This window comes from Methylobacterium sp., from assembly GCF_019750675.1.
Taxonomy (GTDB): Bacteria; Pseudomonadota; Alphaproteobacteria; order Rhizobiales; family Beijerinckiaceae; genus Methylobacterium.
In genome coordinates, this window is sequence record NZ_JAIEOF010000183.1 from 1 (window position 1) to 13,807 (window position 13,807).

The 13,807-nt window shown below is 67.4% G+C and carries 12 protein-coding genes; 2 read left to right on the forward strand and 10 right to left on the reverse strand.

The features are described 5' to 3' along the window. From K2X24_RS09935 to cyoA, 5 genes are all read right to left on the reverse strand, one after another. Window positions 1–479, reverse strand: a 479-nt coding sequence (locus tag K2X24_RS09935; RefSeq protein ID WP_292497324.1) for an SURF1 family protein, incomplete at its 3' end; no start/stop codon positions are given. Continuing rightward, the gene (gene cyoD, locus K2X24_RS09940; RefSeq protein WP_292497326.1) at window positions 479–877 is read right to left on the reverse strand and encodes a cytochrome o ubiquinol oxidase subunit IV; all 399 of its coding nucleotides are present in this window, start codon (window positions 875–877) and stop codon (window positions 479–481) included. The genes K2X24_RS09935 and cyoD, both read right to left, overlap by 1 nt. After that, entirely contained in the window at window positions 874–1,506 is a 633-nt protein-coding gene (gene cyoC, locus K2X24_RS09945) for a cytochrome o ubiquinol oxidase subunit III (RefSeq protein ID WP_238278261.1), read from the reverse strand. Before cyoC ends, cyoD begins: the two co-directional genes overlap by 4 nt. A gap of 28 nt (window positions 1,507–1,534) precedes the next feature. Further along, window positions 1,535–3,538, reverse strand: coding sequence for a cytochrome o ubiquinol oxidase subunit I (gene cyoB, locus K2X24_RS09950; RefSeq protein WP_292497327.1), 2,004 nt, complete (start codon window positions 3,536–3,538; stop codon window positions 1,535–1,537). Window positions 3,539–3,606: 68 nt separating this feature from the next. Then, window positions 3,607–4,809 carry a ubiquinol oxidase subunit II gene (cyoA, locus tag K2X24_RS09955; RefSeq protein ID WP_292497330.1) on the reverse strand — a complete coding sequence of 401 codons (1,203 nt, stop codon included), beginning with the start codon at window positions 4,807–4,809 and terminating at the stop codon, window positions 3,607–3,609. 359 nt (window positions 4,810–5,168) lie between these two features. Here cyoA and K2X24_RS09960 point away from each other — a divergent pair, with 359 nt between their 5' ends. Continuing rightward, a complete protein-coding gene (locus K2X24_RS09960; RefSeq protein WP_238278250.1) occupies window positions 5,169–6,503 on the forward strand; it encodes an MFS transporter in 1,335 nt (444 codons plus the stop codon). A 508-nt stretch (window positions 6,504–7,011) separates the two neighbouring features. On the opposite strand, the gene K2X24_RS09965 is transcribed toward K2X24_RS09960, so the two are convergent. The 5 genes from K2X24_RS09965 to K2X24_RS09985 all read right to left on the reverse strand — a co-directional run bounded on the left by K2X24_RS09965 (window position 7,012) and on the right by K2X24_RS09985 (window position 12,645). Then, window positions 7,012–9,015: an EAL domain-containing protein gene (locus K2X24_RS09965; protein ID WP_292497333.1), complete on the reverse strand. Its 2,004-nt coding sequence runs from the start codon at window positions 9,013–9,015 to the stop codon at window positions 7,012–7,014. A 106-nt stretch (window positions 9,016–9,121) separates the two neighbouring features. Then, a complete protein-coding gene (locus tag K2X24_RS09970) occupies window positions 9,122–9,466 on the reverse strand; it encodes a PilZ domain-containing protein (RefSeq protein WP_292497336.1) in 345 nt (114 codons plus the stop codon). After that, the gene (locus K2X24_RS09975; protein WP_292497338.1) at window positions 9,459–9,758 is read right to left on the reverse strand and encodes a hypothetical protein; all 300 of its coding nucleotides are present in this window, start codon (window positions 9,756–9,758) and stop codon (window positions 9,459–9,461) included. Before K2X24_RS09975 ends, K2X24_RS09970 begins: the two co-directional genes overlap by 8 nt. Window positions 9,759–10,251: 493 nt before the next feature. Beyond that, entirely contained in the window at window positions 10,252–10,560 is a 309-nt protein-coding gene (locus tag K2X24_RS09980; protein ID WP_292497340.1) for a hypothetical protein, read from the reverse strand. 420 nt (window positions 10,561–10,980) lie between these two features. Continuing rightward, a complete protein-coding gene (locus K2X24_RS09985; protein ID WP_292497341.1) occupies window positions 10,981–12,645 on the reverse strand; it encodes an OFA family MFS transporter in 1,665 nt (554 codons plus the stop codon). A gap of 163 nt (window positions 12,646–12,808) precedes the next feature. On the opposite strand from K2X24_RS09985, the gene K2X24_RS09990 reads away from it, so the two are divergent. Then, entirely contained in the window at window positions 12,809–13,744 is a 936-nt protein-coding gene (locus K2X24_RS09990) for a LysR family transcriptional regulator (RefSeq protein ID WP_292497343.1), read from the forward strand. The last annotated feature ends 63 nt before the right edge of the window (window positions 13,745–13,807 follow it).

Consider the following 13,807-nt stretch of genomic DNA (forward strand, 5'->3'; position numbering starts at 1 on the left):
CCCGTGACCGTGATCGGCCCCGCGCCGCCGGGCTCCGGGCGGCTCGCCGGATCGCGCCGATCCGCCGGATCGCGCCGATCCGCCGGATCGCGCCGGTCCGCCGGCACGAAGCCGCGATTGATCAGCAGGGTGGTACCGTCCGAGCGCTCCAGGGGTGTCATCACCCAGAAGCCGCCGCCGAGGTCGGTCACGGCCTGGACCAGGGTCTCGCGATCGTGGCGCAGGCGCCCCGTGGCTCGGACCCGGCGGTAGGCATCGGCCTCCTGGGTCAGGCCGGCCCATTCGGACGGCCCGGGCGCCTCGGCCGGATCGGCGTGGATGCGGGCGTCCACCTGCGCGATGAGCGCGTGCTTCCAGGCCCGGCGCTGCACCTGCCATGTTCCGAGGGCGGTGAGGCCGGCCACCAGGGCCAGCCCGACGATGCCCAGGATGACGAGTCCGGCGCCCGAGGGGCGCCGGGCCGTTCCGCCCGCGCGCATCAGCGCGTGTGCATGTGCATCGGCATCATGTTGGTGTTGAGGTGATACATGACCCAGAGCGAACCCGTCAGGGTGATGATCACCAGGGTCAGGGTGAAGATCAGGGCCAGGATGGTCCAGCCACCCTCCGACTTCGTATTCATGTGCAGGAAGTAGATCATGTGAACCACGATCTGCACCACCGCGAAGCCCATGATCACGAGGCCGGTCAGGCGGTCGTTGCCCAGGACGTCGCCCATCACCAGGGCGAACGGGATCGCCGTCAGGATCACCGACAGGACGAAGCCGGTGATGTAGCCCTTGAACGAGCCGTGGGACTCGCCGTGGTCGCCATGCGCCGCGTCGTGCGCGTGCGCATCGTGTCCGGAGGCGTGGCCTGCGTTCGACGCGGCGCTCATTGCAGGACTCCCATCAGGTACACGAAGGTGAAGACGCCGATCCAGATCACGTCGAGGAAGTGCCAGAACATGCTCAGGCAGAGCAGCCGGCGCTTGTTCTCGGGCACCAGCCCGCGCCGGTGCACCTGCACCATCAGGGTCACCAGCCAGACGATGCCGAGGGTGACGTGCAGGCCGTGGGTGCCGACCAGGGTGAAGAACGCGGACAGGAAGGCGCTGCGCTGGGGCGTCGCCCCCTCGTGGATGAGGTGCTGGAACTCGTAGAGTTCCAGGCCCACGAAGGCGATGCCGAACAGGCCCGTGACGGCGAGCCAGAGCTGGCAGCGGGCGAGGTAGCCCCGCTCCATCTCCAGCATCGCGAAGCCGTAGGTGATGGAGGAGAACAGCAGCATCGAGGTGTTCAACGCCACCAGCGGCAGGTCGAACAGATCCTTGGGCGACGGCCCGGCCGCGTAGTTGCGCCCCACCACCGCATAGGTGGCGAACAGGGCCGCGAAGATGAGGCAGTCGCTCATCAGGTAGAGCCAGAAGCCGAGCATCGTGCTCCCTTCCGGGTGATGCTCGCCCTTGGCGTCGTAGAAGGCCGAGGAATCGACCGGGTTCGCCCCGGTCGGTCCAACGGCGTTCATGGCGGCGATCGAGTGGGATGCCATGGTCTCAGACGCGCTCCGCCATCAGGGCTGTCCGCTGGCCTTCCGTCCGGATGACCTCGTCGGCCGGGATGTAGAAGTCGCGGTTGTAATTGAAGGTGTGCCCGATGGAGACCACCGCGATCACGAGGAAGCTGAAGGCGGCGAGCCACCAGATGTACCAGATCATCGCGAACGAGAAGATGATGCTCAAGACACCGAGGATCAGGCCCGTGGCGGTGTTCTTCGGCATGTGGATCGCCTTGAACCCGTGCAGCGGGCGGCTGTAGCCGCGCTTCTTCATGTCCCACCACGCGTCGTGGTCGTGGATCACGGGCGTGAAGGCGAAGTTGTAGTCCGGCGGGGGCGAGGAGGTCGCCCATTCCAGCGTCCGGCCGCCCCAGGGGTCGCCGGTGGTGTCGCGCAGCTGGTCGCGCCGGATGAAGCTGACCACCAGGGTCATCGCGAAGGAGGCGATGCCGCAGAGGATCAGCAGGGCGCCGAAGGCCGCGATCACGAACCAGATCTGGAGCGAGGGGTCGTCGAAATGCTGGACGCGGCGGGTCACGCCCATCAGGCCGAGCACGTAGAGCGGCGCGAAGGCGAACCAGAAACCCGTGAGCCAGAACCAGAACGAGACCTTGCCCCAGAACTCGTCGAGCTTGAAGCCGAAGGCTTTCGGGAACCAGTAGGTGATGCCCGCCAGCATGCCGAACAGCACGCCGCCGATGATCACGTTGTGGAAGTGGGCGATCAGGAACAGCGAGTTGTGCAGCACGAAGTCGGCCGGGGGCACGGCGAGCAGCACGCCGGTCATGCCGCCGATGGTGAAGGTCACCATGAAGCCGACCGTCCAGAGCATCGGCACCTCGAAGCGGATGCGGCCCTTGTACATGGTGAACAGCCAGTTGAAGATTTTGGCGCCCGTCGGGATCGAGATGATCATCGTCGTGATGCCGAAGAACGAGTTCACGGATGCGCCCGAGCCCATCGTGAAGAAGTGGTGCAGCCACACGAGGTAGGACAGGATCGTGATCACGACGGTGGCGTAGACCATCGAGGCGTAGCCGAAGAGGCGCTTGCTGGAGAAGGTCGAGACGATCTCCGAGAACACGCCGAAGGCCGGCAAGATCAGGATGTAGACCTCCGGGTGACCCCAGATCCAGATGAGGTTCACGTACATCATCGGGTTGCCGCCGAGGTCGTTCGAGAAGAAGTGCGTGCCGACGTAGCGGTCGAGCGACAGCAGGGCGAGAACGGCCGTGAGGATGGGGAAGGCGGCGACGATGAGGATGTTGGTGCAGAGCGCGGTCCAGGTGAAGACCGGCATCTTCATCATGGACATGCCGGGCGCCCGCATCTTCACGATGGTGGCGATGAGGTTGATGCCCGAGAGCAGGGTCCCGATGCCGGCGATCTGCAGGGCCCAGATGTAGTAGTCGACGCCGACGCCCGGGCTCATGGCGGGCCCCGAGAGCGGCGGATAGGCCAGCCAGCCGGTGCGGGCGAACTCGCCGACGAACAGCGAGGCCATCACGGTGACGGCGCCGGACACCGTCATCCAGAAGCTGAAGTTGTTCAGGAACGGGAAGGCGACGTCGCGGGCGCCGATCTGCAGCGGCACCACGAAGTTCATCAGGCCCGTGACCAGCGGCATCGCCACGAAGAAGATCATGATCACGCCGTGGGCCGTGAAGATCTGATCGTAGTGGTGCGGCGGCAGGTAGCCCTCGACGTCGCCGAAGGCCATGGCCTGCTGGGCGCGCATCATCAGCGCGTCGGCGAAGCCCCGCAGCAGCATGACCAGCGCCAGGACGATGTACATGATGCCGATCTTCTTGTGATCGACGGAGGTGAACCAGTCGCGCCAGAGGGTGCCCCAGAGGCGGAAATAGGTGAGCGCGCCGAGCACCGCGATGCCGCCGAGGCCGACCATCGCGAAGGTGACGAGGAGGATCGGCTCATGAAGCGGCACGGCATCGAGCGTCAGGCGCCCGAATAGGAGCTTCTGGAGATCCGGATTGGAGAACATGGGACCTGCTCGTGAGAGGGGTTTGCTCGTGAGAGGAGTCTGTGGCGCGGGCGGCGTGAGCGTCCGCGTTACCGGTTCAGTTGGCCGGGCGCGACGGAGTCGGAGCCCTTCGACTCCGTGCCGTCGTTCGCCTTGGCCCCGTGGCCCTGGTGGCCGGAATGGTCGTGTCCGGAATGCTCCGGGGCCGAGCCCGGCTTCACCGCGGGGGCGTTGGATTTCGGCTTCATGCCCTCGGGCTGCTCGGGGCTGCGCGATTCGCGGCCCGAGCCGCCCACCGTGGCGGCCGGGGCCTCGACGCCTTCCTCGGCGTAGCGGTTGTCGTATTCGAGGCGCTGGCGGTTGCCGTGGCTCTCTTTTCCGGCGCCGCCCATGGCGTCGATGTGCATCATCTCGTTCATGCACATCTTGCCGGGGATGACGCACATGTTGAGCACGGCGCCGTAGAGGCCGTTCTCCACCGTGGAGAAGTACCGCACCGGCTCGCGCTCGCTCGGCTTCTCGAGTTCGATATACGATTGCCGGCTCAGGGGCTTACCCTCGGCCTTCACCTTGGCGACCCAACTGTCGAAGCCGGCCTGGTCGAGGCCGTGGAACTTGAAGTTCATCCGCGAGAAGCCGGAGCCGCTGTAATTGGCCGAGAGGCCCTCGTAGACACCGGCCTTGTTGATCACGGCGTGCAGCTTCGTCTCCATGCCGGCCATGGCGTAGATCTGCCCGGCCAGCGCGGGGATGAAGAACGAGTTCATGACGGTGGCGGAGGTGATCTTGAACGAGATCGGCACGTCGACGGGGGCGGCGAGTTCGTTGACCGTGGCGATGCCCTGATCTGGGTAGAAGAACAGCCATTTCCAATCGAGTGCGACGACCTCGACCGTCAGCGGCTTCACGCCCGCGGCCAAGGGACGCTCGGCGTCGAGGCGGCTCAGGGGGCGGTAGGGATCGAGGGTGTGCGTGCTGATCCAGGTGAGCGCGCCGAGCGCGATGACGATCACCAGCGGGGCGGACCAGATCAGCACTTCGAGCTGCGTCGAGTGGTGCCAGTCCGGATCGTACTCGGCCTCCTTGTTCGAGACGCGGTAGCGCCAGGCGAACAGGAGCGTGAACGCGATGACCGGGATGATGATGAGGAGCATCAGGCCGGTGGAGGCGAGGATCAGGTCGCGCTGCCGGGCGGCGATGTCACCCGAGGGCTGCATCAGGACCATGTTGCAGCCCGAGAGCAGGCCGAACAGCGGAAGGAGCACGAGGTTACGGAGGAATTTGACGGGCATGGACTCGTCTGGCGCGATCTCGGTGGGGTCGTCACCCCTCCCGGTCCCATCGGTTCCGGGAGGGGTGACGCCGCGTCTCACTGCGCTGCATCGCATCAAAATGACAAGCGAAATGCGTCGCGTCTGAACAGCGCTGTGAGCATAGCGTGCCTGGATTGCATTTCGAGGGGGGTCTCATTTCCCTATAGGCTAGGGCCGTTGCATTCTGTTAGGTGGTTCGGCGGGGAACGGGTCGCGCTGCGCTTTGCCGCAGACGAAGCGCGCGCCAAAACCGGTCCACACGATCTAATGGGGGCGTTGCGCGGAGGTTGCCGCGCCTGATTCGGTCCCGAACGCATGCAGCGAGCACGGTTCCTTCGATGAGCGCAGAATACGCAGTGCCTTCCTCGTCGTCGTTGGAGCGCGACGCCCACGAGGCTTCCAGCGACCACCGCGTCGCTCCGGGCGAGATCGCGATCGGCGTGGTGATCGGCCGGGCCGCCGAGTACTTCGACTTCTTCGTCTACGGCATCGCCTCGGTGCTGATCTTCCCCGGCGTGTTCTTCCCGTTCGCCGATCCCCTGACCGGGACGCTCTACGCCTTCGCGATCTTCGCCCTGGCCTTCGTCGCCCGGCCGATCGGCTCCGTCCTGTTCATGGAGATCGACCGGCGGCACGGGCGCGGCGTCAAGCTGACGATCGCCCTGTTCCTGCTCGGCGGATCGACCATGGCGATCAGCTTCCTGCCGAACTACAACCACCTCGGCGCCGTCGCGATCTGGCTTCTCGCGGCCTTCCGCATCGGCCAGGGTATCGCGCTCGGTGGGGCCTGGGACGGCCTCGCCTCGCTCCTGGCGCTCAACGCACCCGAGAAGCAGCGCGGCTGGTACGCGATGATCCCGCAGCTCGGCGCCCCCGTCGGCTTCATCTTGGCCAGCGCCCTGTTCGCGTTCTTCCTCGCCAACCTCTCCACCGAGGACTTCCTCGACTGGGGTTGGCGCTATCCGTTCTTCGTGGCCTTCGCGATCAACGTGGTCGCCCTGTTCGCCCGCCTGCGCCTCGTGGCCACCGAGGAGTTCTCCCGCATGCTGGAGATGCAGGAGCTCGAGCCGACCCCCGTCCTCGAGGTGCTGCGCTCCCATGGCCGCTTCGTGCTGATCGGCGCGGTGGTGCCCCTGGCGAGCTTCGCCCTGTTCCACCTCGTCACCGTCTTCCCGATCAGCTGGATCCACCTGTTCACGAAGCGCAACGCGGGCGAGTTCCTGCTCGTGCAATGCGCGGGTGCCTTCCTGGCGGCGGGCACCATCGTGATCTCCGGCCTGATGGCCGACCGGATCGGCCGGCGCACCCAGGTCGGCGTCTCGGCCGCCCTGATCCTGATGTTCGCCGTGGCCAGCATCATCGCGCCGATCGTGTTCGGCGACAGCGAGCTCGGGCAGACGATCTACGTCCTCGGCGGTTTCGCCCTCCTGGGCCTCTCCTACGGACAGACCTCCGGCTCGGTGACGGCGAATCTCGGTTCGCGCTACCGCTACACCGGTGCGGCGCTGACCTCGGATCTGGCCTGGCTGATCGGCGCCGGTTTCGCGCCGCTGGTCGCGCTCAGCGTGTCGAGCCGGTTCGGCCTGTCCTGGGTCGGCGTCTACCTTCTCTCGGGCGCCGTCGCCACCCTGTGCGCCCTGGGCTTCAACCGTCGCGAGACGGCACGTCTGTAACGGGCCCGGTGAGCCGGCGAGCGATGCTCCCGGCCTGAGCGCGATCCCGCCGGCCTGCGCGGCCGGCGGTGTCCGGCCGAACACCGGACCGACAGCGGCCACGAAAAACCCGCCTCGGCCGAAGCCGGGCGGGTGAAGGTGTGCGTCACTGTTCCTGGGAAGGAACGTACGCACTCTCCCACGTGGTATGCCAGTATTGGAAGCCCCGATGCCACTCCCGAGCGACAGGTCGGCCGGATCGAAACAAAAACCCGCCGCGGCCGAAGCCGGGCGGGACAGGGATCGCTTCGGGAGGAAAGCGTGGTTCGGTTCTACGCCAGCGCCCGGATGACACCAGCCACAGCTTTGCAGTTCTGGTATGCCAAGAATGCGGAGCGCAATAAGAATGCGGGGCGCAATCAGAATGCGCGGCGCGTTCGAGGTGCGGTGTCGCCCGAAGTTCCGAATCGCGCCCGGCCTTTGCCGGCGGAGCGGGTCTTCGCATCGGCAGCCTCGTCATCCGACTGCGTCAGGCCGCGTCCAGAACGAGCCGGGATTCGAGGCGTAGCGCCTCCGCCGCCGGTATCGGCCGGCCGAGGTGATAGCCCTGCAGGAACGGGCACCCCATCCCCGTGAGGGTTCGCAGATCCGCCTCGCCCTCGATGCCTTCGGCGACCACCTCGAGGTCGAGGGCGCGACCCAGGCTGAGGACGGCCTGGATCATGCCGCGCTGATCCTCGGATTCGCTCAGGCCCGTCACGAGGCTGCGGTCGATCTTGACGCGCCGGGTCCCCAAGCGTCGCAGGGAGGCGAGCGAGGAGTAGCCGGTTCCGAAATCGTCGAGTGCGATGCGGATGCCGGCTTCCGTGAGTGCCGCGAGCTTGCTCTGGACGGCCTTGATGTCGAGGGCCGTCTCTTCCGTGATCTCGATCTCCAGGCGGTTCGGCGGAAGGCCCAGGGCCCGGAGGCGCTGGAGAATGATCTCGTCGACCGGGATCTGCGCCATCTCGCGCGGCGAGACGTTCAAGGCGACGCTCACGTCGTCTCGGCCCTCGCGGCTTAAGGCGAGCATCAGGTCGCAGACGTTCTCGAGGATGAAGCGCAGCAGGGATTCCGTCAGGCCCGACAGCGCGGCGGCCGTCAGGATATCGGGCGGCGCGATCCAGCCGTGGACGGGGTGGCGCCAGCGCAGGAGCGCCTCGAAGCAGGCGATCCGCTGGTCGCTCCGCCGGTAGATCGGCTGGAACCACACCTCCAGGTGCCCGTCCGCGAGAGCCTGGGGCAGGTCGCGCTTGCTGTCGCGGCGGATCGTGGCGCGCGCGCGCAGCGCCTCGTCGAAGGTGTGGTGGCGGTTGCGACCGGACGCCTTGGCGACGTAAAGGGCCTCGTCGGCGCAGCTCAGCATCTCGGTCAGGGTGGTGCCCGTCAGGTGGCAGACGCCGATGCTCAGGCCGAGCCGTCCGGCATCGAACGTCTCGAAGCGATCCGCCACGGTCTGGATCAGGCGATGGGCCAGATCCGCGGGCGCGACCGCTCCGCCCGTCAGCGGATAGAGAATCGCGAATTCGTCCCCGCCGAAACGCGCCGTCAGGCAGCGCGGGGGCAGCACATCCTCGATCCGACGCGCCACCTCGATCAGGACCCCGTCGCCCCGCTTGTGTCCATAGAGGTCGTTGACCGACTTGAAGCCATCAAGATCCAGGAGCAGCAGGCAGCATTCGGTCTCGCCGCCGACGATCGCCTCGGCCTTTCGTTCGAAGCCGGTTCGGTTGAGCAATCCCGTGAGACCATCGTGCGTGGCCCGGTGGCTCATCTGGTCGGCCAGTTCCTGGGCGCTGGCATGGGCCCGGTCGCTCGCCAGGGCCAGGGCCCGGGCCTCGTGCTTCAACCGGCTCGCGTCCCGGAAGCTTCGCTCGGTCTTCGCCGCGCTCCGAACCAGGGCGAAGAGGTAGAGCAGGACCGTCGCGGCCAGGCACAGGCTCTCGAACGCGCCCTGTGCGACGAGGCAGCCCGCCACGGACAGCAGCGGGGGCACGATGAAGCAGGTCGGGATACGGGCGTAGGCGATCCCATGCGTCACCGCCCCAGCGGTGATGCCGCAGGTCACCGTCAGGTAGAAGATGGCATGGGTCGAGCGATAGCCGTCGCAGAGGACGGGCAGGCAGGCCCAGACGAGGCCGGACAGGAAGGCGATGAGGCAGGCGAGACGCAGGTGGTCGTCGACCGACCGTTCCGCCGCCTGCGCCATCTCGGGTGGCATCCCTTCGGACAGGGACAGCCCGAGGCAGGGGGCGCGGCACAGGGCGATGCGAAGGATGTTGACGCTCGTCGAGGCCGCCAGCCAGCTCGCTCCGAGCATGCCGACACCCGTATGGACAGCAACCAGGGTTGCCGTCACGCCGAGAAGCATGTTGATGGGAATGGCGTTCAGGACGCTGGATCGAACGGCTTCGAGCTGATCCCGGCGAATTTGCTTGCCGAGACCGCGATCGGCGCCGTCGAGCACGCTGGCCGCGTGATGAAGCTTCGGCATGGCCATACCTTTCACGGCTGGGTCATAGCCGGGAACATCGTAACGGTCCGTTGACGCAAGATCGCGACGGGCAGGCGCGTGCCCGCGATCCGGGACGGTTCGGTCCCTACTCGACGACGAAGGCCACGCCGATCTCGCTCGGGCTGCGCCAGGCGACGCGGGCCCGCAACTGCTCGGCACCCACGCAGAGCACGAAGGCCTCCGGAATGCCGAGCACGCTGAGGACCTTCAGGCGGGCGCCCCCCTCGGATCGGTCCACCAGGGTGCAACTGACGGGATTCCCGAACTCGGTCCGGATCAGAGCGGCGTTGGTCGCCGGATAGCGCGGGCTCGATCGTTTCTCCGCGACGCCGGGCGCGGTTCGGGCAGCCGCCGAGATCTCCGCGTGGCAACGCTCGGACCATGTGTCGGCTATGGCGGGGGACACTCCTGCGGCCACACCCTCAGCCATTCCGCGCTCCGGCGGGCGGCTCGCATCCCGGATCGGTGAGGTCGCAGTTGAACCAGGCCGTGATGACCTCGTCGTCGCGCGAGACGGCCTTGCACGGCAGCGCCTTCTCGAAGGAGAACGAGTACAGGATGAAGTCGCCGGGTACCGCATCGGCATCGATCATCACGAGACGCGCTCCGAGATCCGTCGCTTCCTGGATGACGCATTCCTTGTGGGTGTGTTCGTCGATCGCGATGAACCCGAATAGATCCTGCGGGTCGGGTTCGATGTGGTTCCAGGCTCGTGCGGTCATGCTTCCTTCTCCGGATCAGGGACGGACGAGACATATCAATTGCAAACTCGCTTCTAAATTGTTTCATCGGCGCGAATTTCGCAACTCAAATACGAACTATCGGGAATTTTCGCTTCCGAGGTCGAAGCGCGACGCGCGACGGGCCTTACCCGTGGGACGCAGCGTTCCCGCATGCCCTCCCGGGCGGATACCCTCAGCGGCTGGTCGAATCGTTCGGGAGGCTATGGGGCGATGGCGCGCGCACCCGTGTCCCGATCCGTAGCGGACGGCGGCAAAGGCCCGATCCGCCGGAGCCGGTCCGGAGCCATGATCGTCGGATTCGTCGTTCGAGATTCGGACGGAACAGCGGCCCGCGCCAGACTCCGGCGGGATCGCATTCGACGTCCTCGGGAGCCTGCCGCATCCGTCAGGCTCGTTCGGGGTCGGGCGGACCAAAACCGCCCTGTCCCGGCGTGGGCGGACCGCGACGGGTCCGCCGGATCGAGGTTCGGTATCAGTCGCCCCCGGCCGTCTTCTCCCAGCCTTTACGACCTTCGACGATCCCGTTCTGGAGGAAATGCAGGAGCGGGTTCACCCGGATCGCCGCGACATCCGGATTGGCGTCGAGGTATCCCCGTGTGCTGAAGTCCGGACCTGGATCGTTCCGCTCCTTCCAGCCGATCAAGAGATAGTGCTCGACCGGGCTGAGTTCGTGGTCGGCGACATGCGGATACGCCCTCAGGTAGTACCCCTCGTCGAAGTACCGGAGAAGGGGTTTGCGGCGCGACAAACCACCGATTTTCCGAACGAAGTTGATTGCCATGAACGGTATGACCTTCGCCTGTGACGTCCCGCGGCCCGGGGTCCCGGCACATCGTGACGCCGCCTCGTCGGGGCGAGGGTAGCGCCCCTCTGTTTGCAGTGCACGCTTTTTTGCTGTTCCGCAAAAACGTCCGGTTTTCGGCCACGGGTGCGCCGGCGACGGACACCCCCCGGAAGGGACGCCTGGCGTTGCCATGGCTGCCGCCACGACCCGTGACGATGTGGGTGGAACGACCGGTGGATGCGGTGGGGACACCTTCACGCCGCGGCGCGCTCCGATCGCCCACGGCGCCGCCGGGACCGGAAGCGCGGGTCCGGAGGCGGGCGACGGCGCGTTGATAGACTGCGCGGGGCGGCCACGCGTCGGTGATCGCCGAACGGGTCTGGCCTGCCCGAATGAACGGCTCGGGCGTTTCGCGCGTCAGCCGAAGAGGATCAGCGCCTTGGCCAGGGTGGTCCAGATACCCCAGGCGATGGGGATCCCCACCGCGAGCCAAGCCAGCAGCGCGCCCGCGCTCAGGCCCCCGCGGCCGATCCCGAACTCTCCGCCCCGTCCCGGACCCGCGGCGGCACCGCCCTTCGCGACGCTCGCCAGTTCGGCCTCGCTCATGAACCAGCGCGTGGCCAGCGGACGCATCAGGAGGTTGGCCACGAAGCCGGCCGCCAGGAAGGCCGCCAGGATATACATCGTCCGCGTGTAGAGTTCGGCGCCCTGGATGCCGGCATCCACCTGCGCCTGACGGATCGCCGTGACCACGAACGGGCCGACCACGCCCGCCGTCGACCAGGCCGTGAGGAGCCGGCCGTGGATCGCCCCCACGAACTGGGTGCCGAAGATGTCGGCGAGGTAGGCCGGGATCGTGGCGAAACCGCCGCCATACATCGACAGGATCACGCAGAAGACGATCACGAACAGCGCCTTCGATCCGATCCCGGCCGTCCAGGGCGCCGCCGCGTAGAGGAGGCAGCCGAGGGCGAAGAAGGTGGCGTAGGTGAGTTTGCGCCCGATCCTGTCCGATAGGGAGGCCCAGAAGAAGCGGCCCAGGATGTTGAACAGCGAGAGCAGGCCGACGAAACCGGCCGCGACGGCGGCGATCTGCGTCCTCTGGCCGGCATCGAGTTGCGCGAAGCCGAGGCCCGGTTGCCCGATCAACGCGCCGCCGAAGATCTCCTGCAGCATCGGCGAGGCGAGCGCGAGCACGCCGATGCCCGCCGAGACGTTGAGGCAGAGCACCGCCCAGAGGAGCCAGAATTGCGGGGTGCGGTGGGCCTTGTCGAGGTGGACGTGGCCGGACGTGATCATGGCGCTCTTCGAGGCCGGGGCCGTCCAACCCGGAGGCTGCCAGCCGGCGGGCGGCACACGGTAACCGAAGGCGCCGCAGAGCATCGCCAGGATGTAGAGGCCCCCCATCACCGCCAGCGTCTCCCAGACGCCCGCCGATGACGGCGTCTTGAAGGTGTTGATGAGCAGGGTCGCGAGGGGCGAGCCGATCATGGCGCCGCCGCCGAATCCCATGATGGCCATGCCGGTGGCCATACCGCGCCGGTCGGGAAACCACTTCACCAGGGTCGAGACCGGCGAGATGTAGCCGAGCCCCAGGCCGATGCCGCCGATCAGCCCCATGCCGAGCCAGATGAGCCAGAGCTGGTGCAGGTAGACGCCCAGGGCGCCGACGAGGAAGCCGCCGCCCCAGCAGAGGGCCGCCGCGAGTCCCGCCTTGCGCGGGCCGGCCCGCTCCAGCCAGCCGCCGAACACCGCCGCCGACAGGCCGAGCATGACGATGCCGATGGAGAAGACGATGACGAGGTCGCTGACGCGCCAGTCGCAGGTCGTCGTGAACAGGGCCGTCGCGGCGCTCATCTCCGGGCAGGCGGCGGCTGCCGGCTGACCCACGCTCAGGGCCCGGGACAGGGGCAGCCAGAAGACGGACAATCCGTAGGACATCCCGATGCAGAGGTGGATCGCCAGGGCCGCCGGCGGCACGAGCCAGCGGTTGAAGCCGGCCCGCGCGACGATCCGCTCGCGCGAGAGCCAGGGGGCCGGGCCCGTATCCTCCGGGAAGGCGACACCGACGCGAACATTCATCCTGGCTTCTCCCGCGCGTTCGTCGTGTCGATCGCGCCGTCCGGATTAAAGCAGGAGCGAGAACGTGGCAAATTGGAAGGCGGTTTCTTATTGAACCTCCAAAAGTGGATCTATACATCCTATGGTGCGCGGCCCATCGGCACCACGCGTCTGGTTCGGACCGTTGATCGACAAGCTGGATCTCCTCCTCGCCCTGTCGCGCGAACAGCACTTTGGACGCGCGGCCGAAGCGTGCCGCGTGACGCAGCAGACGCTGTCCGCCGGCGTGAAGAGCCTCGAAGGCCGGCTCGGCACCCGGCTCGTCCAGCGCGGTTCCCGTTTCCAGGGCTTCACGCCGGAGGGCGAGCGCGTCCTGACTTGGGCCCGCCGGATCGTCGCCGACACGCGCGCGATGCGCGAGGACGTCGCGACGCTGCGGCGGGGGCCCGCGGGCCACCTGCGGATCGCCGCGATCCCGACCGTCCTGCCGATGATCGCGGCCCTCACCGTGCCCTATCATCTGCGCTATCCGGACGTCCGCCTCAGCGTCCTGTCGGCGACGTCCGACGACATCCTCGACCGCATCGAGAACCTGGAGGCCGATGCGGGCCTCACCTACCTCGACGGTGAACCGCTCGGCCGGCTCAAGGCGATCCCGCTGTTCCAGGAGCGATACCAGCTGCTGACGGCCGTCGGCGGCCGGCATGACGGCATGGACCGCATCACCTGGGCGGAGGTCGGCCGGACCCCACTCTGCCTGCCGACGCCCGATCTCCAGAACCGGCGCATCATCGATCAGCAGATCAGGGCGAGCGGCACCGAGCCGGCGCCCGCCCTCGAGTCCAACTCGATGATCGTTCTGATGACCCATGTTCGGACCCTGCGCTGGGCGAGCGTCATGCCGGCCGTGCTCACCGAGGCCCTCGGGCCACTCCCGGGTCTGCGGGCCATCCCCATCGTGGAGCCGGACATCCGGCAGACGGTCGGGGTCGTCGTACCGGAGCGGGAACCCGCGACGCCGATGGTCGCCGCCCTCGTCGGCCTCTGTCGGCAGGTCGCCCGCTCCCTGGGCGACGGCGCGCTCTCGGCCCAGGCGCTCCGGTCATGTGCCGCGCAGTGACCGCCGCCTTTCGACCGTACGGGATTCGACATGGTTCGATCCGGGCTCGTCGCACGCATCGCC

What these genes read in the sequence shown, in the direction of transcription:
- cyoD (WP_292497326.1), bottom strand. Translation starts at nt 877, where the DNA reads ATGAGCGCCGCGTCGAACGCAGGCCACGCCTCCGGACACGATGCGCAC.
- cyoC (WP_238278261.1), bottom strand. Translation starts at nt 1,506, where the DNA reads ATGAACGCCGTTGGACCGACCGGGGCGAACCCGGTCGATTCCTCGGCC.
- cyoB (WP_292497327.1), bottom strand. Translation starts at nt 3,538, where the DNA reads ATGTTCTCCAATCCGGATCTCCAGAAGCTCCTATTCGGGCGCCTGACG.
- cyoA (WP_292497330.1), bottom strand. Translation starts at nt 4,809, where the DNA reads ATGCCCGTCAAATTCCTCCGTAACCTCGTGCTCCTTCCGCTGTTCGGC.
- K2X24_RS09960 (WP_238278250.1), top strand. Translation starts at nt 5,169, where the DNA reads ATGAGCGCAGAATACGCAGTGCCTTCCTCGTCGTCGTTGGAGCGCGAC.
- K2X24_RS09965 (WP_292497333.1), bottom strand. Translation starts at nt 9,015, where the DNA reads ATGCCGAAGCTTCATCACGCGGCCAGCGTGCTCGACGGCGCCGATCGC.
- K2X24_RS09970 (WP_292497336.1), bottom strand. Translation starts at nt 9,466, where the DNA reads ATGGCTGAGGGTGTGGCCGCAGGAGTGTCCCCCGCCATAGCCGACACA.
- K2X24_RS09975 (WP_292497338.1), bottom strand. Translation starts at nt 9,758, where the DNA reads ATGACCGCACGAGCCTGGAACCACATCGAACCCGACCCGCAGGATCTA.
- K2X24_RS09980 (WP_292497340.1), bottom strand. Translation starts at nt 10,560, where the DNA reads ATGGCAATCAACTTCGTTCGGAAAATCGGTGGTTTGTCGCGCCGCAAA.
- K2X24_RS09985 (WP_292497341.1), bottom strand. Translation starts at nt 12,645, where the DNA reads ATGAATGTTCGCGTCGGTGTCGCCTTCCCGGAGGATACGGGCCCGGCC.